General features: G+C 41.1%; 19 protein-coding genes. 3 read left to right on the top strand and 16 right to left on the bottom strand.

Translation table 11 applies throughout. From position 1 onward, the window contains the following. Window positions 1-167: 167 nt before the first annotated feature. From BM398_RS11910 to BM398_RS11890, 5 genes are all read right to left on the bottom strand, one after another. Window positions 168-968 (bottom strand): hypothetical protein, encoded by an 801-nt coding sequence (locus BM398_RS11910; RefSeq protein WP_092337865.1) that lies wholly within the window; start codon window positions 966-968, stop codon window positions 168-170. Beyond that, entirely contained in the window at window positions 958-4,887 is a 3,930-nt protein-coding gene (locus BM398_RS11905; protein ID WP_092337864.1) for a S8 family serine peptidase, read from the bottom strand. Before BM398_RS11905 ends, BM398_RS11910 begins: the two co-directional genes overlap by 11 nt. A gap of 197 nt (window positions 4,888-5,084) precedes the next feature. Beyond that, entirely contained in the window at window positions 5,085-5,531 is a 447-nt protein-coding gene (locus BM398_RS11900) for a helix-turn-helix domain-containing protein (protein WP_092337863.1), read from the bottom strand. A gap of 102 nt (window positions 5,532-5,633) precedes the next feature. Then, complete coding sequence (locus BM398_RS11895) at window positions 5,634-6,206, bottom strand: SGNH/GDSL hydrolase family protein (protein ID WP_175531930.1); 573 nt, start codon at window positions 6,204-6,206, stop codon at window positions 5,634-5,636. A gap of 49 nt (window positions 6,207-6,255) precedes the next feature. Continuing rightward, window positions 6,256-7,446, bottom strand: a complete 1,191-nt coding sequence (locus BM398_RS11890) for a hypothetical protein (protein WP_092337861.1) — start codon at window positions 7,444-7,446, stop codon at window positions 6,256-6,258. Between the two features lie 154 nt (window positions 7,447-7,600). Here BM398_RS11890 and BM398_RS17180 point away from each other — a divergent pair, with 154 nt between their 5' ends. Beyond that, complete coding sequence (locus BM398_RS17180) at window positions 7,601-7,771, top strand: hypothetical protein (RefSeq protein WP_175531929.1); 171 nt, start codon at window positions 7,601-7,603, stop codon at window positions 7,769-7,771. 180 nt (window positions 7,772-7,951) lie between these two features. Next, window positions 7,952-9,304: a right-handed parallel beta-helix repeat-containing protein gene (locus BM398_RS11885; RefSeq protein WP_092337860.1), complete on the top strand. Its 1,353-nt coding sequence runs from the start codon at window positions 7,952-7,954 to the stop codon at window positions 9,302-9,304. A gap of 76 nt (window positions 9,305-9,380) precedes the next feature. On the opposite strand, the gene BM398_RS11880 is transcribed toward BM398_RS11885, so the two are convergent. From BM398_RS11880 to BM398_RS11835, 10 genes are all read right to left on the bottom strand, one after another. Continuing rightward, on the bottom strand, window positions 9,381-9,905 hold the full coding sequence (locus tag BM398_RS11880) for a hypothetical protein (RefSeq protein WP_092337859.1): 525 nt from the start codon (window positions 9,903-9,905) through the stop codon (window positions 9,381-9,383). Window positions 9,906-10,106: 201 nt separating this feature from the next. Beyond that, window positions 10,107-11,288, bottom strand: coding sequence for a pectin acetylesterase-family hydrolase (locus BM398_RS11875; protein WP_092337858.1), 1,182 nt, complete (start codon window positions 11,286-11,288; stop codon window positions 10,107-10,109). 219 nt (window positions 11,289-11,507) lie between these two features. Beyond that, entirely contained in the window at window positions 11,508-12,179 is a 672-nt protein-coding gene (locus BM398_RS11870) for a DUF6320 domain-containing protein (protein ID WP_092337857.1), read from the bottom strand. Between the two features lie 5 nt (window positions 12,180-12,184). Next, complete coding sequence (locus tag BM398_RS11865) at window positions 12,185-13,453, bottom strand: hypothetical protein (protein ID WP_092337856.1); 1,269 nt, start codon at window positions 13,451-13,453, stop codon at window positions 12,185-12,187. A gap of 27 nt (window positions 13,454-13,480) precedes the next feature. Further along, window positions 13,481-16,090, bottom strand: a complete 2,610-nt coding sequence (locus BM398_RS11860) for a right-handed parallel beta-helix repeat-containing protein (protein WP_092337855.1) — start codon at window positions 16,088-16,090, stop codon at window positions 13,481-13,483. Between the two features lie 195 nt (window positions 16,091-16,285). Next, complete coding sequence (locus BM398_RS11855; protein WP_175531928.1) at window positions 16,286-17,437, bottom strand: GGDEF domain-containing protein; 1,152 nt, start codon at window positions 17,435-17,437, stop codon at window positions 16,286-16,288. Window positions 17,438-17,584: 147 nt separating this feature from the next. Then, window positions 17,585-17,722 (bottom strand): hypothetical protein, encoded by a 138-nt coding sequence (locus BM398_RS17175; RefSeq protein ID WP_175531927.1) that lies wholly within the window; start codon window positions 17,720-17,722, stop codon window positions 17,585-17,587. Window positions 17,723-17,898: 176 nt separating this feature from the next. Continuing rightward, window positions 17,899-19,536, bottom strand: coding sequence for an EAL domain-containing protein (locus tag BM398_RS11845; RefSeq protein ID WP_242949810.1), 1,638 nt, complete (start codon window positions 19,534-19,536; stop codon window positions 17,899-17,901). Window positions 19,537-19,654: 118 nt separating this feature from the next. Further along, complete coding sequence (locus tag BM398_RS11840) at window positions 19,655-21,061, bottom strand: glycoside hydrolase family 5 protein (RefSeq protein WP_092337852.1); 1,407 nt, start codon at window positions 21,059-21,061, stop codon at window positions 19,655-19,657. Window positions 21,062-21,149: 88 nt separating this feature from the next. Next, complete coding sequence (locus BM398_RS11835) at window positions 21,150-22,034, bottom strand: PilZ domain-containing protein (RefSeq protein ID WP_092337851.1); 885 nt, start codon at window positions 22,032-22,034, stop codon at window positions 21,150-21,152. A gap of 145 nt (window positions 22,035-22,179) precedes the next feature. On the opposite strand from BM398_RS11835, the gene BM398_RS11830 reads away from it, so the two are divergent. Then, window positions 22,180-22,881 carry a YggS family pyridoxal phosphate-dependent enzyme gene (locus tag BM398_RS11830; protein ID WP_092337850.1) on the top strand — a complete coding sequence of 234 codons (702 nt, stop codon included), beginning with the start codon at window positions 22,180-22,182 and terminating at the stop codon, window positions 22,879-22,881. A gap of 96 nt (window positions 22,882-22,977) precedes the next feature. On the opposite strand, the gene BM398_RS17170 is transcribed toward BM398_RS11830, so the two are convergent. After that, window positions 22,978-23,212 (bottom strand): hypothetical protein (locus BM398_RS17170; RefSeq protein WP_175531926.1); only part of this gene is annotated, 235 nt, incomplete at its 5' end.

Here is a 23,212-nt window from a genome sequence, read left to right as displayed (position 1 = left end):
TTAAAATTCATTTCTCTCTCACACACTATTTTTATCGGTGCAGAATTTTTTTTCTTAAACGAAATTTTCTAAAATAAAAATAAACACCTTAAAACCCGCTTGTTTTAAGGTGTTTACGTTGTTTATTCAGTATATGGTCCTAGGGGACGGGGTTTATGGCTCATACATCAGTCAAACAGGCCCCAGAACTTTTTGACAGTCACAGACTTAGGCGCTGACTCATCGGAAAGGTCTTGTTTATCTCCGCTTCCTCTGTATGCAACCAGCTTATAGTAGTAGGTCTGCCTGTTCTCAACCGAAAGATCCAGATATGTTGTAAGAAGACTTAGTTTCGCAACCTGTACGTACTCTCCCTTCTCTGACGTACTGCGGTACAGATAATATCCGTCAGCATCACCGTCTTTTTTCCATGATACATAAACACCAAGTATAGACTGCGTAATATCTGAGATCTCAGGCTTTTTTAGCTTTGATTTTCCTGCTGAAAAAGTATCTGACAGTGAAGTATTTCCAAGAACTTCCTCGTCTTCATTGTTGATGCTTATAATCTGCGTATCAATAGCTGTATCTTGCCTAAACACTTCATCCTTAACCTTGAATTTAAGTGTAATAAGCGTGCCGCCCGCAGACTTCTTTTCATCATTGACAAAAGCATATGAGAACAGCTCTTTTCCGTTTTCTTTTTTCGTATTTATATCTTCCTCGCTAAAACCTATTCCCTGTGAATCATTCTCAAGCTCCAGGATATCTCCGTTATATCCTATCACCACTCGTCCATCCGTCACTTCAGTCTTATCAAGAGTAAGCTTATAGGTTATATACTGGTTTCCGCCCTTTTTGGAAGTATCAATGTTTGTATGAACAGGTTCCGCGTCAGCTGCTTTAACACTGATTGTCGGAACAAATATAAACGCAAGAACCGTCATTATGCTTATTATAAAAAAGTGCCTTAAAAATTTAGTCGTCATACTTTCCTCCTGCCTCAACTTCTTTGGAAGTTTCTTTTGATGCCACATCATCCGCTATGCCCGCCGTTGCTTCATCGCTCGATGAATCTGCTGTTTTCTTGGCATCTGATGTTTTTGCCACTTCCAGATCACCTGAATTATCCTCAGATGATTCATCACTTGATGAATCCGATGCCGCATCATCCGACTTATCAGCCGTCGCATCATCCGATACTTCTGTAGAAGCACTGTCAGACATATCTGAAGAAGCTACAGAAGCCGCATCACTCGACATATCTGCCGCACTCTCTTCACCTATAGACTTGGCCGTTCTGTCATATTCATAGACTCTGTTGTTGTCTGCATAATCCACAAGCGCAACATAAGAGAATTCTTTATCAAGGTCCACTTCCATTTCGACGTCATCTCCGGCCTTGGTCTGATTTACCGCATATAAGCCTACAACATCAGCATCTTCGTTTAAAAGAATCACTGCTGCCGTATATCTGTTGTCATGCATCTTGATCTTTAATTTATTGTCTTTCGTCTCACTGCTTATGATAGAAGGCTTTTCATTATCGATCACAAAAGGTGTTCTTATAAACATTCCGTCAGCATTAAGCTCAGACACATCTTCAACATTGTTGTAGTAGCTTGGAATAGCCTGAAGAACGACTTCCACTTTGGTTCCGGTAGGCAAAGGATTGCCGTCTGCATCGGTTCCTGCCCAGTTAAGCTCAATTTCTCCTTTTGTATTCATCCATTCGCCGACTTTAACATGGTAATATTCCGCCAAGGCATCCTTATCGATCTTTTCAAAATATTTCTCGCCGGTATCAACATCTCTTATGGTCAGGATCAGCCTTCCGGCGTTTCTTATAAGGCTGTAATACTGTTTTGCAATATAAGTTCCGTTTTCAGAACTGAGTGCATTTCTGTCCGCAATATACTCATCCTCTTTTACATATTTGTTCGGAACATACATTTTTTCTTCATTGGTTCCAAAAAGACTTGTAGACAGCCAGTTGGTCTTATCAACGCCCGAGTATGTAACTACATTGTCTGCATAGTCGCTGTCATATACGGCTTTCATATAGTCATAGTCTTCAAACATCGGAGAATCCATCCAGTTTCCGTAAAAAGCAAGGAAAGGAACTGACATTGGTACGAGGCCGTTTACGTAGATATATCCGTCGACATACATTCCGTTCTCGTAGCCTTCAAGGTATTTCCTGTCGCTGTCTGAAAGAGTGATCTTTACGTTTACCTTCGTGCTGTCTTTTACTTCAACCACGCAAAGCGCAAGATCTGCAACTTCCGCTTTGCCTTTTAGTTGTCTTGAAAGAAGGTATACATCTTTTGTACTTATTACTCCGTCTTTATTAAAGTCGTAGTACTCATAATTTCTTTCAATCAAAGGAACCGATCTTGAACCGTTCACATACTGCAATAATATTTTCCTGTCCTTACCGTTTACTTTTCCGTCGTCGTTAAGGTCATAAACAAGTTTGGTATCATCTGCCTTAAACTCCACCGAAGGACTGAGCCTGTAAGATTTACCCATAAAATACTTAAGCCCGCCCGCACTCATCAGTTCTTCCGTAAGGACTGATGAATCAAGCACATAATACTGAGGATCCACATCCATGTTATATATATCAAACGAAAATTCATAGCAGCCTGACTTTTCGGGATTGTCTCCAAGGACTGCTTTGACCATACCGTCGTTATTTTCTTTATTGCCCAAAAGAATGTATGCAGGCGACGATATTGCATTTTGAACATTGGAAAGTCCTGCTCCCTGAACACGAGGAGTATACTCCGGATTTTCCGGATTGTTGTTTCCCTTAAGCGGCATAGCTGTACTCATCATAAGTGACTGAGAAAGCGTCCTTACCGAAATGTCATTTTTGTCCGCAAGATTATTCTCTTTTATATACTGCTGAACAAGTGCACTCTGACCGGAAATTGACGGTGCCGCCATTGACGTTCCGCTTGAAAGACCGTATTTACCGTCATTAAGCGTCGAATACACATTGCTTCCCGGTGATGTGATCTCAGGTTTTAAGTCAAGACTGTCCGGAACTCCGAATGAAGAGAAGCTGCTTATTGTGTATCCATCATCAGTATTTTTATGCACTTCGGGAATTGAATGCACAGTTATCTTTCCCTCATATAACCCATCGCTTCTTTGAGTGCTCTTTTCCTTGATTGCCTCTGCTTCTGCCAACGTTATCGCACATGCCGGAATCTTGGCGTCATTTCCGCCCATTGACATGATGATTGTTCCCAATGTGTTATTGTAGACTACAATCGCTATTGCCCCTGCTTCCTGTGCATTTAACTGTTTCTCAGAAAAAGACAACACTCCTCTTGATACGAATACGACCTTGCCCTTAACATCAATATTCTCATAATCCCCGGCTGCACCGAGCGAATCCAGAAATACATAGTCATATTCTGTTCCGTCGCCCCCGTTTGTTTTATCAAACGTTTCAAACTTCGGTGCCTCTGTTCCTGTTGGATCCGTATAGAACACCTTTTTATCGTTGTCAAATGTGAAAAAACATGAGACAATGCCGCTGTTTACAACGCTTGCTACCGTAAATGCTTTTTCATAAGAGCCCGGAGTCCCTATCGTATCCATATTTACATTTCCGCTTAAATTTGCGCCAATCAGGCTGTTTTCACTCCAGCGACCTGAATTGCCGGCAGCCACAGATACAACTGTACTTGTTCCCTGAAGCTTGTCAAAAATCTCATTTACATACTCTTCGGAATCATATGTATTTCCTGCCTCCGGAGAACCCAGGCTCATATTTATGGTATCGACCTTAAGAAGAATCGCATCTTCTATTGCAGCCATATAATCATCGGTAAATGGCGAACCGTTTTTACCAAATACTTTCATTGTAAGAAGCTGCGCATCAGGCGCTATTCCGACAACTCCCTGCGCCTGAGGCGCATAGCCGTCCTCCGCATTTGAATCCGGCACATAATAGTTTGCCGTTGCTATACCCGACACATGAGTCCCGTGATCTCCCTCCTCATCATTGTCATGCGTAATATCCATATCTTTGTCTATATAATTAAATGCATATGGGATTTTTTCATTCTGATAAAGATCGTCTGCGCTTACGTTTTCATCATCTTTAAAAGCATTTAGATGAGGAAGGACATTCTGAATCTCAGACTCATCCAATAAGCCGTATTCTGAAATCTCCTTACTCGAATCTTCCGCAGTCTCCTTTAAATGAGCCATATACGCACCCGCATCAAAAGAAGGATGGTCCACGTCTATACCGGTATCAATTACAGCAATACGCTGTCCCGCCCCCGTATATCCCGTTGCCCATGTCTGATAGCTTCCAACCATCTCGCCTGAAGATACTGTTGCCGGATTGGCCATCTCAACAGGTTCGTGTCGCCTTGCTTTGTAAACAGCCTCAACTCCGTCCACCTTCTCTATGGCTTCTATATCCTTAAACGTAACATCAGCAGATATGGCATTTGCAATAATGGAAAAAGAATAATTGACCTTAAGCTCATTTCCTTCAAGAGCTTCCTCTGATATCTTCTCAACAGTCGTTTCCTGCTCGGATTCGATTTTGTCCACCTCGCGAATCGCAGACGAACTGTCAGCAATTTCTACGGTGTCATATCCTTTATCAAGGACACTTTCACCCTCCATTACAATGATTACCCTGACTTCTTCATCAGGATCATTTTCTTCTTCAAGCTTTTCGCTCTCATTATCGATTTCAACGCCAAGATCGTTTAGATCCTCATCGATAAGCTTAACTCTGCCCGAAGAAGCCGGCATAGAGCCATCAGTTTGTATCTCAACCGGTGTGGCTGATATTGTAATAATCTGAAAAAAAACAATAGATAAAGAAAGAATTACAGAAAGAACATGTTTGTACCGCAAGATTTTTTTCATTGAGTTATACCTGTTCAGAAGTGATCTTCATAAGAAAATCACAACCCCTTTTCTTTTGTTTTTTTGATGAAAATAATTTTGAAAATAAGAACTTTAAAAGACTTTAAAAGAAATAAAAGATGAGCAGACTTTGCACATTTCGCTAATATCTGCCTGTAAATAGCAATATCTAATTGCACCTCCTCCCCTGATTTGACTTAATTCATACCTTCCTCTCCGTCTGCGGGCTCATCGAGCTCTATACTCTCAATGCGCTCCGTAGTGGTATGCGAAACAGTAGTAAATGCAAAAAAGCTTACTACCATCAGCACAATATATAGAGCCACAATAACAAGTATTGTGATTCCAATCGTTTTCCAGAGCTTCTTACTGCGCCTGTTCTTTATGGCCAGCTGCTCGCTTATCTTGGCAAGTTGCTCCGCAATCTCGTTTTTATCAACCGCTTCGTTTATTTTTTCTCCAAGGAGCCTGCTTACAGGTGTTTCCAACACATCCGATATCATAGCCAAAAGATCTGCATCAGGAACCGACAATCCCTTTTCCCACTTGCTGACTGTCTGCCTTACCACATTTAACTTTATCGCAAGCTCCTCCTGAGTATAACCTTTTTCTTTTCGCATTGCTCTTAAATTTTCGCTGAACATAGTTGTGTCCTCCTCGTGTGTTATAGTATCAGCCTAGTAAAATGTATTCATTGCATCAAGCAACGCAGATTAACATTGTGATTATTCCTACAATTCTAAGTTTTATAGATTACTTTCGCGTAAAAGCATCTTCGCAAACTGCTTATGCCCTTCAATAGTAAAATGAACACCATCATATCCCATCTCTATGTTCCATTTAGACGCATCAATAGCTTTAATGCCAAACTCTTTTGCAAGCTCCATAAAACACTTATTCATTTCAATACTCGCATCGTTGTAAATCTGAAGTTCGTGACTTTTAGCCTCAATATATGGAGGTGCGATCATAATAAACGTGCCGTTACAGTTGTCTTTTACATAAGCCAGAACATCTCTCATCTTTGAAGTAGCTTGCTCAACTACCGGGTTGTAGGTAAGAAGAATATCATTTGTACCGAGCATCATAAAAAAGGCATCTTCACCTGTTAATCCGGAAAGCATGTCAGTAAAATATCTATCCTCAACATAAGGAAGCTGCCTTCCGTTCATACCCTCCTCTATCACCTCATATGAATCAGCCAATGCCTTTCTGACAATCGTAGCCCACCTGGCCTCCTCAGGATATCTTCCTCCCATGAGTCCACGCGGATCATAGCCATATGTGTTTGAATCACCGAAAAGAATTAGTTTTCTCATAATCATCCACCCATCCAAACTTCACAATTATAAATTGGCAACATCAAGCCTATTCTTTACCATCGACGGCTTCGTAGGCGGTATAGTAGGTCTCAATCCTGTCAAACTTGTAATAAGCGTCACCGGTTACGGTTCCGACGCTCGCAGGCTCTACATATACATTGCTGTTGCTCCCCGGTATCAGCCAGATGCAGTCCACAAGCTCGTTTCCGTCAAAAAATAAAACGAAAGCATCAACTTTCACTTTTTTATCGCAGGTATTCTCTGCTGCAAGAAACACTGAGTTTCCCTCTGTCTTTGAATAAACGGCGACATCGTCGAGCCTGTCCTTTTCATAGGGATCACGCTTGGTGACGGAAAACTCGTACATTGACGGAAGTTTTCCTTTTAAGTCCTTCTTGTCAAACCGTCCCTCAAAGACGAACTTTGCATCATTATGAACCACTTCTACAGTCTTCTCGGAAACCGCAAGCTCGTTGCCGTCATCGTCCCTTGCGATAAACTTACACTCATATCTGCACAGTTTTCCTGACTTATTCTGCAGAACAAGTACCGGATTACAGTTATGGTCATCTTCCCTGAAGTACCTGGCTATTAGTAGCGTCCCTACAGGAAGCCCTCCGTAGCAGGACATATTGTCATCCGATGCTCCAACCTCAGTACTGGTCGGTTTATGCTTATGTGTATGCATCTCATCATCGATTACATCTATAATATCAAGCTCATACTCATCATCAAGGCTTTTGGTATTCTTCGAAGATTCCAATTTTCCCTTACTATCGCTATCACCTTGTTTTTCATCATCACTTGCAATCACATCTTTTCTATCAATATCACCGGATGTTGCCTCTTTGCCACCGCTTTCCGCCAAATCTTCATGGCTCTCTACCTGCTCTGCATCCTCAAAAACATCAAAATCAAGTTCTTCCACCTTGTCCTTGACCATCCACTCCATATTAAGGCCGAGATTAGTATAGTTATCGTAAATAATCTGTGGTAAAAAAGAAAGCCCTGCGCTCTTTTCGTATGGTAAAGAAAACCCGAAACTGTTAAAGTACATGATAAAAGGCAATAGAACTCCTACAACAGAAATAGCAAGCGCTCTTGCCCCGTTTATGGATTTCTTTTCCAAAAACCATTTCAAACTGAGCACAAATCCAGCAATTGACGGTATTATTCCCACTACCGCAAAAGAAGAGATCAGTCCCAGCAACGATAAAACAACAGATGCAATCTTCATTGAACCAAGCTCCTATAAATCTCCATTTTTTTGAAAATGTCAATACTTGTATCTGTTTTTTTTTGAGCTACAATATGTTGTAGGATATAATATATTATAACAAAATTATGTGACTATATGTTATATTCTATTGTTCAAAGAGGAGGGTATGATTATGAATAACGCCGCATCTATGGAGGCTTCTGATTCTCGTGTCATTCGCAGCATTCTTCGCTCGATGGTAAACGAACATTGGTCTGTTGCCGAGGCTTTGGATGAGTATGACATTCCGGGGGATCTTCGCGACTCCTATGAGGCACAGATTGCGGAATTTTTTGTAGACTGAATGATAATATGCTTAAGTAAGACCTATTGCACTGCAATAGGTCTTTTTTGTTTGAGGAAACAGAATTTTCACAATTATATGTTACAGTTTCTTAAACAGAAAATTTAAATTTACATTGTTCTGTGCTAAACAACCTTAGCGCATTGACACAATAGTACCAGACAACAGAAAGGTGATAGCATGAAAAGAAAATCAAATTTTATTGTTGCAGGAATGTTAATTTCACTTGCAATGTCCAATACTCTCCCGGTTTTATCAATTGATATACACGCGGCAGACGACTCAAAACAAGGCGCAGTTATCGTAGGTAAGGAAGATAAAAAATACCAAACCATCTCAGAAGCCGTAAAAAAAGCTTCCGCAAACGATACGATCAAAGTTTATCCCGGAATTTATCCAGAAAAAATAGATATTACAAAGAATAATCTTAAGATCGTCGGCGAAGATGGTGCCATAATCGGAAACGCCGAAAACAAACAGACCGTAAAACCAGATGAAGACGGCGAAGCACTTTTACAGATAAAGGGTAAAAACATAGAAATCTCAAATCTTGAATTTGCCAATTATAAACTCAAAGGACCTTCGGATTCGGTTTGTCCAAAAGCGATTGATATTGACGGACCATCAGATCACATTACAATTTCAAATTGTAAGATTCATGACGTAGGCGTTGTGTACACTGACGGCAGCGAAGAATATAACGCACACGGAATCATTGCAGGCGCAAGTCCAAGTAAACCTATTACAGATATAACAATAACAGGATGCGAATTGTACAATCTTACTTTAGGACAAAGTGAAGCTCTTGTTGTAAACGGAAATGTAGATAAATTCAATATAACCAAAAACTACATTCATGACTGCGACAACATCGCAATCGACGCGATCGGTTATGAGCGTGATAAGAATAATGAAAAAGACAGAGCTCACAATGGTGAGATCAGCGAAAATACTGTTATAAACATTTCCTCAAAAAACAACGCTGCATACGGCGGTGATATAAGCGCAGGCGGAATCTATGTTGACGGCGGATATGACATAAATATTCATGACAACTACGTTCAAGGAGCTGACATCGGTATTGAAGTCTCATCCGAGCATCGCAAAAAAACCGTCACAGGTGTTAAAGTACACGACAATGTCCTTGTAAATAACGACGGATGGGCAGGTATCTGCATTGGCGGTTCCGATCCCAGTGAAAACGGAGATGCTGCAAACAACCAGATCTACAACAACACAGTTTATAATACAAAAAATGCATGCTTACGTATTCAGAACGCACACAATAACCAAAATCTGATCCAGAAGAACATCTTTATTGCTACAGACTCTGCAAAGGCATATTCTGAAGAATGTGGCAAAAACAGTAGCGGCAATACAGTAAATCAGAACATTTCAAACGTTAAGATGAGCCCAAGCGGTAATTCAACGTTCAAACTCAAAGCTGCATCTACAACAAACATGACTCTTGAAGTTGCATCATCTGATGACCTTAGTGGTTATGGTGCTTCACGAACAAAGTTTGTAAAATAACTTTTTATACATAATAATCAAAAAATAAGCAGTCGCTGCAAATTTGCAGTGACTGCTTATTCTCTGCCTTCAAGTTTTAGATATCTCCCAGTTCATTGACTTCGAAGATATCATCAGCGTTTACGCCGTCAATATATGCATCAAACATGTATTCGCCTTTTTTCAATTCATATGTTATAAAACCTACCGTTTCGCCGTTTTCAAGTGAAAATTCCATCGTATTCCCACTTAACTTTATGTTGTCAAGATCTTCAAACGGATAATTGCCCTTACTTGGTACCAACGCCTGTCCGGCTTCCAGTTTTTTAATAACCTTTCCCGACTCATCACAGAAAGATACCAGCTTCTTTAAAACCATATTTCCGCTAAAAGTCATTTCAATATCATATAGTTTGTCCGATGCAGAAAATCCGGTACTGCCATATGAAAAATAATTATAAAATTGCAAAGAACAAATAACCTTTTGGCATCTGACAACCCTAATCTTGTCTGCGGATATTTCAGCAACAGTTATATCTTTTTCACTGTCATAATCTCCTGTCACCATGGCATCATCAATCTTATCCACTTCAGTAAGATCACCGTTTTCACATTTATACAACGTTACGCCTTCTCCAAATCCGGTTGGCGAAATTTTGCTGGAAACAAAGAAATCCCCGTCCGATCTGTGTATAAGTTTTGTTAATAAGCTCACTGAAATCATTTGCACTGCATGCAACGCAAAAAAACATAGTAAGCGGTAATACTAAACCCACAAATCTTTTTTTCATACTATTCTCTCTTTCCTTTACTCTTTAATTGCTCAATTTAACAGTTCCATCCCCACATCATAAATCTTACCGTCAACTGCATCTTTAAGCCACTGTGCCATTGTAATTCCATCCTGTACAAAGGTGGCAAACTGAATGTCACGCACGCTTGTGTGTACTGTTCCGCCCTGCGTGATAAGCGGAAGTTTCCAGTTATTTATAAAGATTCCAAATGACGGATTAAGCTCTTTTAACTCATGGACCATCTCTATCAGTTGTCTTCTGTACTCTTCCTGAACCTGCTGATCGGTCTTATACTGTTTGTTTATTATATCATTGTAATAGGCACTGAGAAGGAAATCCCTGTCAGAGCTCGAATACAAATATCTGAATCTGTCGCCATACTTAGCGTACAGTGCCCTATACCAGTCAAGGGTAATATTCTCGGTGCTTATGCTCTGCCATATCTCATCCTTGGTCTTCCAGATGTTCTTCGCAGTCTTTTTCCACTTGTTGTAAAGAAGCTGTCCGCTGTCTGAAAAAAGAGTTATATCCTTTGCATCGGGATAGTAATCATCCACGATCTCACCCGAAAGAGCCGGAATTGCAAAAGCACCGGCAGAATTCCCCGCAATAAGGATATCTTCCGGTGACGGAAAAAGTTTTTTTGCCACTTTCATGCTCTCGTGAAAATTGGTGTATCCGTGGAAATGAAGGATTTCGTCTTTGCCATCCTCTGAGACATACGGATATTCATTGTTTCCGACGTGAAAATCTCCCGTTGCATAAGTCACAACGACAAAACTCCAGTCTCTAAAAGGATTCTCCTGCGAGACATCTGTTATTCCGACATTTATATTTTTTAACTGGGTAACAGGTCTAAGATTGTTCCAATAATAGTTTGGAAGACCCGCGGCGAGCTTGCCTATTGTTGAAGGTCTTGCAGCCGTATACTGATTCCAGGCAACTCCTCCACCCGAAAAGAAAATGCAGAGTTTATCGGGATCTCCTACTTTAACATAAATGTAGTATTCAGATCCGTCTCCTGAGATTCCGTTCTCCAAAGAAACTCTGTACCACTTAAGTTTCTCAGGATTTTCGGGTAGTTCTTCCGCCAGGCGATTTCTCTGAACGATCGCCTTCTCGAGAGAATTTTCTACAAAATCACCGAATTTGGTTGCGAATACAACGCCGTGCCTTATGTTCTTTTTAGTAGTTCTGTCTAGTACGCCCATAGTTTACCTGTGTCTAGAATGAATGAAAAGGTATTGAATATATACAATTAAGTTGTAGTGATATACGAATTGCTACGCGACTTTCGTCGCTCTCGCAATTCTACAGACATTCGGAATCCGCACTATCGTGCTACTTCCTCATGCCTGTTCGATTTCTAAGGTCACAAACCGCTTTACATGCAAGCATGTACGCGGCTTGGACTTTAGAAATCTATATCACTACATGTTAAACATCTTTTCTGAAGCCTTCTTCAGATCGCGGAATCTGAATATCAAGACGCCTGCCAGAAGGATCATGTAAAGCATAATGCTGATTCCGGTGGGCCAGAAATTCTTTGTGATTCCCTTTGTAACGCATATGATCTGTAAAACCGCCATAATAAGATCAAAGAGAAGGTAAAAGATATATTCATCAAATCTAAGCTTAATTGAAATTGCAATGATGAATGTAAAAACGCCGAGCGCCATAAGCGTCAGCGGCACTACCCAGTCTATACTCCAACCGTAAAAACCGGTGTAATAATCGATATAGATGTCCGCTATAATCGCAACTATGGCTTCCCACGTTATAAGTTTCAAAATATTGTTTCTAAAATAAACCGTCGCAAGAACCGCTATCCATGCGCCCAGAATTCCAAGGAATAACGGTCCCAAAAATGGAAGTGCATCTCCCATCATAATATTCAACGTTATCAAAATTATCTCAAGCACAGCACAAACAAAGGTTGTCATCTTCATTATTGTGATGTGACTCATCTTTTTCTTTTTAAGAGTTGGAAAAGAAGCCGTTACATTCTCCCCGCCTTCAACTTCCTTTAAAGTTCCCTGGCACATGGGACAACACGTCTTTTTTCCTCTTATCTTTATCTTACATTTCTGACAATACTGCATATAAATCACTGCTCCTCATCGTAGTCGTTGGTTCCAAGTTCTACTTCCATTCCCATTTCCGTAAGTAACCTGAAGAAATTAAGCATTACCTTGTGTGTCTTAAAGGGAGAAACCTCTCCGAATACCATCTTGTCGTTATATGAGCAGACCGTGATCTGTTGTGACTGTGCAGTCATAAATGCGCTGAATCTGTCTATATAATCCGCAACCGCATCAGGCATCTTGATCTGACCGAGGTTCGACATTGAGCTCGTGATACCTCGCTTCGCATTTTTGTCAAAAAATCCTATTCCTATATTCTTGATCGGAAGCGGAATAACCTTTATTCCTATGTTATGCTCCAATGCAGAGTAGGAATTCATGGTTTTTTCAATGCTTTCCGGCGAGAGCTTTTCTTTGAAATTCTTATCAACGAAATTGATGATTGTTTCAAGCTCACCGTCGTATTCAACAGGATTGTAATCGATGCTTATAACACCGAAAAAGTTTCTTGCCGTTCCGCTCTTAAAAAAGTTTCTTAAGTTAACAGGGACGCTGACCACTATGTGCTTTTTCTTCTGACTTCTGTTCATTCCCATCAGAACAGCCTTTATATAAGCTGCAACACACATAACTCCCACAGTTGTGTTGTGACTCTTTGCCGCCTCATAAAATTTGGATGCGGAAACAGTACCCTCCACGAGGTGCGGAAGAAGATCGTCGTCAATCTCTCCGCTAAGCTGATATGCCTTTACGGAAGACATCTCTTTTAACTGCTTAAGACCTTTTTGCTTGCTGTAAAAATCTCCGAAAGCGTCCACATTCTTTTCTTCAAGAGAAAACTCATCTACAGGCTTAATATCGGCATCAATTCCATGCTTTTCCTGAATATATCTTATGATGAGGTTTCTAAAGAACATAAACGCCCCTGTTCCATCCGCAAGCACATGGAACATCTCAAGGTTAATTCTCTTTTTGAAATAATTTACTCTGTATAAAAGATTTTTTCTGCCCGGATAATAAAGAGGCATGCAGGCGGGAGTCTTCTCTTCCTCCACAACCGCCTTAAGATCGCTATCTTCAAGGTAGTACCAAAAAAGACCTCTGTGAAGCACACAATTAAAAAATGGAAACTCTTCAATCGTCTCATCCAGCACTCTCTGAAGTATCTCTCCGTCAATATTCTCTTTTAACTCACAAGTTATTCTAAATACTCGTGTATTTGCTCCACGTGCGGTTGACGGAACAATTTTCGCCGCATTGTCGAGCTTATACCAGTTGCTGCTTTTATTCATGTAAAAATTCTATCCTCAAAATTTAAGTTAATTAAGGTGCTCGATCCGCTCAGTAACAACTTCCATGGTACCCCTGCTAATCCTGTAAAGAACATCTTCAAGAGAGATAAATTTCTTCCCCCTAATGAACTTAAGGTTTTTGGGAGTAAATCTCATGCTGATGCCCTTGTCACCAAGGCCGTCATTCACCTTATTCTGAATGGTTTCGCAAGTATCTGCCGCATCGTGCGCAAGACTCTTATTGAGTATGCAAAGAAGCGTACCTGCTGTTCTTGCAAGCCCTTCGGCATTTGCATCCTCGCTCATATCAAGAGACTGCAATGCACCAATGGACCATTTCTTGATATTATGATAAATTCCGTACTCACAGTCAAGTTCTACCAGTTTGTCAGCCAAACTGTCGTAGAGCCAGACCTCATTTCCCTTAACAAACATATCGCTCACTTTGAAGAGCTCTCCGTCAAACGGGAAGCTTATTACGGCATTCATTCCGCCCGTGAGCACAATATTTGCGTTGATCTCACTCACATCAGATTCTTCTTTGGTATTGTCAAGATCTGCTTTCCACTTATCCTCAATTCTTATCTTTTCATCATGACCGATCTTGGACGACGCATCATCGGGAGTCTGAACGGTAAATCTGTCTGTTCCGCACTCCTCAAAAGGTCCCGAAACAGGGAATCTTCCCCTCTTTCTTCCAAAATAGTCTCTGTCAAAAGAAATACTGCTGCCGTCAGGATTCTCAAAGCGCTGCTCAGGCTCAAACGCAAGCCCCAGCACCTCAGAATTAACAGGCATGGCAAGTCCCCTTGGAAGGAACTCGTAAAGGTTTGTGTGTATGGTATATCTTCCGTCACCTTCATCAATATAAAGGCTGATCTTATGATCTTTGTCAACGTGAGCTGCAGGCTCGTGGTCACAGGCCCTCGCACCGTTATAATATGCATTTCCTCCGAAATATACAGGAAGATGATCGTAATAAGGATCTGTTGAACCGTATTGTCTGATGACATTCTTCCCAAAGCGTGAGAAATACTCCGGAGCCAGCGGATAATCGTTGTAAGGAATCGTACCGCAGATAAAGTTGTTCTTATCCATGGTATCGGAATTCTGTGCAACGCAGTAATCCACGAGATCTCTTCGCACTTCTTTCTGGATGAAAATGTTGTTAAAAAATCTCGCATCGCCGTGAAGAATCGTCATAAATCCCGCAATCTTGGTAGAATGCGGAACATGATACGGCGTAAATCTCGGTGAAGGGAATTTTTTACTCATATCACCGCAGCCCTCTCCCACATAGGTAAAAGAGCCTGCGATAAGGTTATGAACAAACGCTATTCCCTGCGTCGATATCCTTGCTGCAATATCTGACAAAAAGAGATTGTGATCAAGGAGCGTCGGTCCATGTGAGACCTCAACAAAAATATCTTCTCCCAAAGCCAATCCATTTTCTATTATAGTACCTTTCGGCGGAACATTGTCATGCAAAAAATTCTGCGACACTCTTGTTCCCTGAGCCTCCCAGTCAAGCCAGATTCCTCTTGTGCAGTGATCGATGTGATTCCTTCTGATGCAGGTATCTATCGCAGCATGAAGCTTGATTCCGGCAATCTCGGCTCCCGCAAGGTTGTGCTTTATATTGATATGATGGATGTGATTATCCTCGATAATACTGAAAGCACCGCCCATATGACCAACGATTCCCGTCTGTCCGCAGTCATGAATATCACAGCGTCTTACAATATGCGAGCCGACCGTCTCTTTGTCCCAGCCTTCATTTACCGCCTGACACACGGTATCTCTCTGAGTCTGCGATCCCAGCTTCAAATTATAAGTTGACCACTTGTTGTTATTGCCTCTCTGGAAGTACTTACCGAGACTGATTCCGCAGCACTTTGACTCCGAGATCTCACAATCTTCGATTATCCAACCCTTAGCCCAGTTAGGTCCCACCATTCCTTCCTGAAAAGCGGTCGGAGGTGCCCACTGAGTAGCTGCCCTGGTTATGCAAAATCCCCTTAAGGTAATGTAATTTATACCTGGTTCCTCAGGGAAAAAGCATGATCTTCTCACAGAGATCTCAACATTTTCATAATTGGGGTCTTTGCCCATAAAGTTCGCATAGATAACGGTAAAGTTATCCTCCTGCGCCGTATACCATACATATTCTGTAAAGTCCGGCTCCCATGACCTGTTGTCTTTTTGCGGATGCATGCAAAAAGAAAGGTCGAATACCTCAAGCATGGACCTCTTGTTTAAATATATCTCTCCTGTGTGTGATGGATTCTTGGGATCTTCGATAAACCAATCCCCGTGAACTAACGTTGTGAACGGATTATAATCTCCGAAATAGCTGTTTGGTATTCTGACACGCCAGACGTTCTCGAAAGCCTCCCAGCCCTTTATTTCCTCAGAGCCCGTGATAACGGCTCCGCCATGTTCTGTACTTAAATATGTTATTCGCTTATCTTCCGTTCCTGAATAACGGGGTTTAACCCACTCTCTGTATACTCCGGGGGCAACCACAACCGTATCTCCGGGACGTGCCTTATCGGCAGCCTCTGAAATAGTCATGAACGGATGGTCAAGCGACCCATCCCCACTTCTGGACACATTACCGGCAACGTAAATCTTCATACTCCCTCCAATCCTGAATTGATATTCAGATGTACATGTCATTTCGGTTGTATCCTCAAAAAAGATACAATATAATTATAGCATGATTAATTAAAAGGAGTATGCCATGGCAAGAATGAAATTTATTTATGCAATCGCCATTTTGGCAGGATTTGTCCTCGCCGGTCTTGCAATCAACTTTATTTCCTCGCTCTTTTAAAGATTATTCAATTTTCTCTGCTTGTACAGATCTGAATCTGCCCTTGCAATAAATGACTGAATAGATATAGGAGCTTCGTAGTCGTATTGAGCAATTCCTACACTTACCGAGAGGTCATAAGCACATCCGGTAAGTTCGGGAATTTTTTTTACGTTATTCTTTATCTGATCGGCAAGCCAGCTTGCTTCTGCTCTGTATGCCATCTCAGCAACAACCACGAACTCATCTCCGCCGTATCTTGATATAAAAAATCTGCTTCTCGGACCCTGACATGCATCCTTAACGGCATTTGCAACTCTGACAAGGATCTTGTCACCTTCGCTGTAACCATAGGTATCGTTTATGGACTTAAATCTGTCTATGTCGATTATCAGCATAAAAAGAGAAAGTCCGGGATTTTGATTTCTCATCTTCTGCACAAGATATTTATACATCTGATTCTTGTTATTGATCTGCGTCAAAGGATCTATGGACACAAGATTATCCATGTAAGTTATGTATACATACAAAACCGCAGCAAGACTGCCGTAGCACACAAACGGTACTCTCCAGTACATTGCCTGCAGGATTCCAAGCAAAATAGGTGTGATCGGGAATATTCCAATCATGAAATAAATATATCTCTCCGCATATCTGTCCTTACTGAATGCGCGTGATAAAGCTTTTATCGATGCCGCAAGAAGATATCCGAAAGGCACAATTATAAGTATCAGATAAAGCTTACCTCCGGTGAGATTACCGTTGTCATCAAGATAATAAACAAGCCCTGTTCTGTACGCAGTAACACATAAAAGAGCCGATATCCAAACGGGTACGCTTATAAATACCCTTGTAAGATCGCTCTCAATATACTTCTCCTTCTGCATTATCTCCGACAAAATATACCAAATATATGCAGCTACATTTATTAAAAGATATGTGAAAACATTAGATAAATATAACAGAGTCTTGGATGAGCCCAAAAAACCGCCATCCACCAGTGCCCAAAAGATTTCCGCAAAGCAATATGCTATCAGTACCAATATCAGATTACCGAGATAAATCTGTGAAAGTTGCTTATTTACACCTTTTCTGATTTTGAACAGCAGAAATGCCATCAGAAAAATGCATGCAAGATGCGCTTCAACGTAATAATAGACGTATGTCAAAACCAGACCTCCAATCATCGTACATAGAAGTAATTTTATCACGAAATCCTCAAAAATGCCCACGAAATTACACTTTTTTATACAATCTTAATAAATGAAGTCCTTAAGCTGTCGAAAGCGGAAGTCTCACTCTAAGACTTCCGCTCATTATCCTCTGTCCGCTATAGCTTTCAGCGCATCAAACTCCGATTCGTACACTCCTCCCATTGCCTCAAGATCATCCCACGTATACCATGCTCCGCTAAGTTGTATCCCCTTAAGCGATATATCCGTAACTATAACCATAAACGGTTTCTGGTTAACCACAATATACGCAGTTCGGTTCAAAGCGAAAGGTGTAATAAAAATATGCCCTGTATCAGCGAGATGATTTAATTGATCCAACGATAAACTCTTTGATAGAGGTACTGTTCTCATCATAAGCTTCGCCCACTTCTGTCCAAATACTTACAACAGTAACATTACTTTTGAATCAGCTTTACAAATTCATCGATCACAACCGGCTTGGAATACAGATATCCTTGGAAAGATGTGGCACCGTAATTCTTCATTATCTCTTTCATGCTCACGGTCTCTATTCCCTCGATCGTCGAGCTTATATTCATATTCCTTGCGCAAGCAAGAATCGCATCAACTACATACTGCTTCTCTTTTATATTCTCGATATCCATGACAAAAGATCTGTCTATCTTGATCGCATCTATAGGCAAAGTTATAAGAAGCTCGAGTGCCGAAAAACCTGTTCCGAAATCATCAAGTGCCACCTTGATTCCCTTTGACTTAAGGAATATCATCTCATTTCTCAAGAATGATTCGTCAAGGAGCTTACATCTCTCTGTAAGCTCAAGACACAGATTTTTCGGAGGGTATCCGACTTCATCGATTATCCTTAGAAGATCTGTCCTGAAGTTCTGTCTTTCAAGCTGCATATATGAGAGATTTATGTTAAGAAGGAAATCCGGCATAAGCGGCAATACCTTCTCTTTTATCGCGCTCATCGATGTTTTCATGATCCAGTAACTAAGATCATAGAAAAGAGGGTCGTTTTCAAGCCACGCAACAAAATCTCCGGGAGAAATGCTTCCAAAAGGCTCCATACTCCATCTTACAAGCGTCTCTGCTCCCACCAGCTTCTCGGTATTAGCATTGACGATCGGCTGATAGCACATATAGAATCCCTTACAGCCGTCATTTATGCAGTTTCTGAGCGTATTTATGACAACAATCCTGTCATGGTTATTTACATAATTGTCGTTTCCAAATTTAACGAGTTCTCCGTGTCTTTCATGAATCGATTCATCAAGTCCAAGGAGCACGCCCGTTAATATCGTATGTACATCAACGTCAAAGTTTCGTACTTCCGAAAGACTTCCGCCGATATTTATCGCAACTTTGCTGTCTTCTATCTCAATCGAATTTCTGGCATATTCAGAAAGTTCTTTGTATATGGCAGCCATTTTTTCCTCGGTGAAAACAGACGATACTATCGCAAACTTTGTTCCTCCCGCATGGAAAACAAAGGCTCCGTTAAGATAATCAAGAAGCTTCTCCGCAAAGTTCTTAAGCACTTTATTTCCGACTTCATAGCCGTAAATATTGTTGATCTCATGGAAGTTACACAGTCCCACCATAAGGATCATGTACTTCTCTTTTCTCTCCTGATATTCTCTAAGATCGTTAAGAAGCTTATATCTGGTATATAAATTGGTTATGGGATCGTATTCGGTTGCAATTCCGTGATTATCGATCGTACCGGCAAAATACACTGGATGACCTTCATCATCATCAATAAGAAATCCCTTGCACGAACAAACTACGTACTCTCCCGTCTTATCAAGAGCTCTGTAACTCATATCGTGAATCTTGGTATTACCGGTGATCAGATCCTGTAAAGATTTCTGAAATCTGAACCTGTCGGCAGGATTAATTATAGAAGCCCAGACCTCTCCGGCATTATCTACATACTCGCCGGGAAGTCCAAATCTATCGACGCAACTCTGGGAAAATCTACAGACATTCTTTTCGACATCAAACAAAAATACATATCTGCTCTCCGAAGAGTTCGCAAACGCTTCAAAAACCTTACTTAAAAGTCCCATCTTATCCAATATATTACCCTCTCAGAAAAGCTGAATCGTATAAAATTATTATACTATTCCCCGATATTCGTGTAAATTCGTTTATATATATTTAATATTTCCACAAATGTCAATTGAATTAATATGGGCTGTCATTCTTCATGTTTTCACGCATATAGTTCCAATATTCATCGTCTCTGTCAAAATCTGAATATTTTTCAAGTTTCCAAACTATATAGCTTATATTGTATTTCTCAACGATCGGCATCCACTGCTGAATCGTCTCCATATCATAATAATCTTCCTGTTCGGCGTCCGTTCCGGCAACCTCTGTCATAAATACGGGAAGATGTGCTTCCATCGCTTTATCTATCTGCTCTATCTCGCTCTGAAATTTACTGTTATGCCCTGTATACTCATGAAAAACATACATAATGTTGTCGTATTCAAGCGGATCGTTCATGGGCGCATAAAGATCTGCCGAAAAATCAGGTGTTCCGACAAGTATAAGTGAATCCGGATCGTTGTTTCTGATAAGAGGTACGATCACGGAGCAATACTCCTTAACATTATCCCATGTTGCCTCACCGTTTGGTTCATTGCAGATCTCGTAGATAATATGCTTGTCGTCCTTGTATGTCGAAGAAACATATTCAAAAAACTGCTTCGCATACTCTATCTCAGCCAAAGGATTCTTTTCTTCAAGCACAACCCACTCAACTATCGCATACATGCCCGTTTCTCTCGCCGCCGCGATTGCCTTATCAAGAGTGGCCGTAATCCTTGCTCTGTCTTCATCAGAACCCGATGCATATCCTTTCTCGGGTGTCCCCCAGAACGATGTATCGACGTTAACGGGAAGTCGCAGTACATTTGCTCCCCACTCATCTTTCATTCTCTTAAACACGCTCTTTCGTGCAAGCTGAGGCTGGACGCTCAAGTAAAAGTTTGCAAGGCCCTTTAACTGAATAGGATTCCCCGCTTCATTTACAAGTTTTCCGTCAGATACATGTAAAAGACCGTTTTCTTCAGTAAAGAGCGGCTCCGAGCTCTCGGTTTCCTCTATAATTTCGCCGGTAATCTCCACTTTATCAACGAGCACGTTATGACCGTACAGATATACGAATCCCTCATTAATAATACTCTTTCTCTGTTCATCCGAAACATCAAAAGAAATACTGTCTTTTCCTTCTTTTACTTTGCGGTTATCGCCGAGTGACTTATCGTCCCAGTTAAGTCTGAGTCCGATCTCATGAGTCGTATCCTCTGTATAATTATTGGTCTCGTAATAAGCCGTAACAACCACGTCGCCGTTAAAGCGCTCAAATTCTTCAGCCGAAAGCTCTGCATCTCCAAGATTATCCCAGCGAAGCTGAGCTCCTCCGAGATCAATAGTAACCTTCCCGTTGCCTACATCGACCGTACTCTCAACAGCCACATCCCCCTCTTCGGAACCATGGCCCGCTTTTTTGCCACTCTTTCCGCCACATGCGGTAACGACCAAAGAAATGACAAGCATAAGCGTCAATACACTTCTCTTTTTCACAATTTTTATCCCCTATATTTTTTTGCTGTAAACAGCATAAAGAGCAGTTATTTTATTAAACAACTGCTCCGTCTTTCCTTTAATAAATTTAGATATTCCTAAGATCAAGAAGGCTCTCAATCTCGCGCCTTTCATCGGCCATCTTCTTTTCTTTATTCTTTCGGAGAATTGCCATATCATCTGAATCCGCACTCTCTTCCATGTCTTTAAGATTCATCTGTTTTCCCGACCTTATGGTAATGGTCGCGGGTCTCTCCGGAATGATATCCTTTGCAACGTCCTCTTCAACTTCCAGAATCTGCTGCTGTTCGGTTATCTTAGGATTGAGATCTGTCGCAGGAGCTTCATCGAGTTTCGTCTGTTTCTCATTTTTCTTTGAACTCAACAGTCCGATGAGATCGATATTAAGATTCGATATACTGCATCCTACGGCATTCTTTTTGCCAAGTTTAAAATTTCTTACTACTACAGTGCTTAATTCATAATTATGTAGTGTTGCCCCGTATCTGAACATTACGTCAATCTTGTCTCCGGGTACACACTCTGTGTCGTCATCTACAACAAGAGAGATTCCTCTCATAGATATATCATGGACAAGGCAGTTTCTAAGCTGCATGTTATTTCCGTTAACGGAAATGAGACCGAGCTTCTCAATATAGAAGCGCTCTGCTCTTCTTGAGTTTTCAGGTTCCAGCATAGATGAGCACCTGATCAAATGAAAATTCCCGTACCTTGTCTTTACGGGTGAAATTGCTGTAGACATGAACTTGTATACGCGTCCGTCACGCTTGTTCCTGATCTGAACATTGGATGGTTCTAAAAACTGAATGTACTTACCGAAATACTCCATCGGTCTTACCAGAAGTCCAACATTCACACCAAAAATAGCCTCAGTCATAATCACAACTGAGTGTCCGTTAATGGCCGCATAAATCTTTACCTCTGATCCGTTTGCGATCTCGCTAACCTTCATATTCTTTTTTCCCCACTTGAATCGTGTTACACCACCACATCATATGATATACTATTAAGGGCAAAAAATAAAGAAAAACACGGTAAATGAGTTATTATCGGGCAAAAGCCCCATACAATTGCAAATGACATTAAAGGAGCGACAGATGATAAAGGAAAACCTTGAATTTGTAGAAGAGAACATAAAAAAAGCCTGCGAAAGAGCCGGAAGAAAAAGAGAAGACGTAACTCTCATCGCAGTAAGTAAGACAAAACCCGTAAGTGACATCCGCGAAGCAATGGCCTGCGGCATCACGGTATTCGGAGAAAATAAAGTTCAGGAAATAAGAGATAAGACAGCAGAGATAACAGAGCCTCTTTCATGGCACATGATAGGTCACCTTCAGGCAAACAAAGTAAAGTACCTTCCCGGAGTTGCCTGCATGATCCATTCCGTAGATAACAGAAAGCTTGCCGATGAGATTGAAAAACAGGCAGCAAAGCACGACCTTGTGATGGATGTACTTATAGAAGTAAACATGGCTCACGAAGATACGAAGTTTGGCTTATCTCCAGACGAAGCAATCGATTTTGTAAAAGAGATCAGCGCTCTTCCACACCTTAACATCCGCGGTTTCATGACAATCGCCCCCTACACGGAGGATCCCGAGTCAAACCGCGTGTACTTCAAAGGTCTTCGTGAATTAAAAGATAAAGTAAACGAGCTCAATATCCCCAATGTCAAAATGGACTGCCTTTCAATGGGAATGACCGGCGACTACGAAGTAGCCATCGAAGAAGGCGCTACATTTGTCAGAGTCGGAACCGGAATCTTCGGAGAGCGCGATTACAGCAAACACACGGTGTGAGAGAGTGTCAAGTTAAGTGTGTAAGTTTTTTACTTTTATTAAAATCGGTGGTCGCAATGACCACCGATTTTTGCGGTAGTAATGGTGTCTGTAATCTTATCTAAAAGGTAGTTCCGCTTCAATTTCACTGATGAACTGTTTATCAAGTATATAGCCCGATTCATTGGGAATAGGCTCTGAGTCCTGAGCAGGATCGTCATCCCAGCCATAATAACTAAGGGCAAATTTACGAGCTTCATCAGGTGACATGTTCTTAGTGTGAATACGGATGTATTCTTCATCTCGGTAAACTTCAAGAAATGGGATAGGAACACCTCCGTCATACCATCCA

Origin of the sequence: Butyrivibrio sp. M55 (assembly GCF_900116865.1) — a bacterium.
GTDB lineage: Bacteria > Bacillota > Clostridia > Lachnospirales > Lachnospiraceae > Butyrivibrio.
This window is presented reverse-complemented; position numbering and strand designations above follow the sequence as displayed.

Excerpts from the sequence above, each read along its gene's own strand:
- BM398_RS11910 (WP_092337865.1), bottom strand. The coding sequence starts at position 968 with ATGACGACTAAATTTTTAAGGCACTTTTTTATAATAAGCATAATGACG.
- BM398_RS11905 (WP_092337864.1), bottom strand. The coding sequence starts at position 4,887 with ATGAAAAAAATCTTGCGGTACAAACATGTTCTTTCTGTAATTCTTTCT.
- BM398_RS11900 (WP_092337863.1), bottom strand. The coding sequence starts at position 5,531 with ATGTTCAGCGAAAATTTAAGAGCAATGCGAAAAGAAAAAGGTTATACT.
- BM398_RS11895 (WP_175531930.1), bottom strand. The coding sequence starts at position 6,206 with ATGAGAAAACTAATTCTTTTCGGTGATTCAAACACATATGGCTATGAT.
- BM398_RS11890 (WP_092337861.1), bottom strand. The coding sequence starts at position 7,446 with ATGAAGATTGCATCTGTTGTTTTATCGTTGCTGGGACTGATCTCTTCT.
- BM398_RS17180 (WP_175531929.1), top strand. The coding sequence starts at position 7,601 with ATGAATAACGCCGCATCTATGGAGGCTTCTGATTCTCGTGTCATTCGC.
- BM398_RS11885 (WP_092337860.1), top strand. The coding sequence starts at position 7,952 with ATGAAAAGAAAATCAAATTTTATTGTTGCAGGAATGTTAATTTCACTT.
- BM398_RS11875 (WP_092337858.1), bottom strand. The coding sequence starts at position 11,288 with ATGGGCGTACTAGACAGAACTACTAAAAAGAACATAAGGCACGGCGTT.
- BM398_RS11870 (WP_092337857.1), bottom strand. The coding sequence starts at position 12,179 with ATGCAGTATTGTCAGAAATGTAAGATAAAGATAAGAGGAAAAAAGACG.
- BM398_RS11865 (WP_092337856.1), bottom strand. The coding sequence starts at position 13,453 with ATGAATAAAAGCAGCAACTGGTATAAGCTCGACAATGCGGCGAAAATT.
- BM398_RS11860 (WP_092337855.1), bottom strand. The coding sequence starts at position 16,090 with ATGAAGATTTACGTTGCCGGTAATGTGTCCAGAAGTGGGGATGGGTCG.
- BM398_RS17175 (WP_175531927.1), bottom strand. The coding sequence starts at position 17,722 with ATGGTTATAGTTACGGATATATCGCTTAAGGGGATACAACTTAGCGGA.
- BM398_RS11845 (WP_242949810.1), bottom strand. The coding sequence starts at position 19,536 with ATGGGACTTTTAAGTAAGGTTTTTGAAGCGTTTGCGAACTCTTCGGAG.
- BM398_RS11835 (WP_092337851.1), bottom strand. The coding sequence starts at position 22,034 with ATGAAGGTTAGCGAGATCGCAAACGGATCAGAGGTAAAGATTTATGCG.
- BM398_RS11830 (WP_092337850.1), top strand. The coding sequence starts at position 22,180 with ATGATAAAGGAAAACCTTGAATTTGTAGAAGAGAACATAAAAAAAGCC.